This window comes from Nocardiopsis potens DSM 45234, assembly GCF_000341105.1.
GTDB lineage: Bacteria > Actinomycetota > Actinomycetes > Streptosporangiales > Streptosporangiaceae > Nocardiopsis_A > Nocardiopsis_A potens.
Map to the genome: position 1 here is coordinate 1 of NZ_ANBB01000132.1, position 540 is coordinate 540.

The 540-nt window shown below is 76.5% G+C and carries 1 pseudogene; it reads right to left on the reverse strand.

The annotated features are described in order from the left end of the window. A pseudogene (locus D459_RS36050) lies at positions 1 to 492 on the reverse strand (hypothetical protein); the annotation flags it as partial. Positions 493 to 540: the final 48 nt, after the last annotated feature.

Here is a 540-nt window from a genome sequence, read left to right on the forward strand (position 1 = left end):
GGCGTTGCCGGCCACGTTCACCGGGACGTTCCCGTCGACGACCAGCTGGTTGCCGCCGAGGATGGAACCGTTGCCCGAGGTCTCCACGGTGTCGCCCTCGGACCAGCTCTGCCGCTCGCGCTCGGCGCTCTGGTGCAGCAGCGGTCCGGCGTCCAGGCCGCCGGTCTGCAGGTGCAGCGGGCGGGCGGCCTCGCTCAGCCGGTCGACCAGGCCGCCGCCGACCGGGGACGACCCGCCGGCCGGGGCGGACTGCGCGCTGCGCTCGTCGTAGCCGTCGCCGTGGCCGCAGTCGTCGTCGCAGCCGTGGCCGTGGCCGCCGTGGTCCACGATCGCGCCGACGTCCTCGGAGGCCGCGCCGGCGCTGCCCAGCACCGCGCCGACGGCGTTGCCGGAGACGTTCACCGGGACGTCCAGGCCGACCACGCCCTGGTTCCCGCCGATGATCGAGCCGTTCCCCGAGGTCTCCACGCTGTCGGTGCCGCGGTCGTGCACGACCGCGCCGGTGTCCTCCGCGGCGGCGCCGGCGTTCCCGCCGATGGC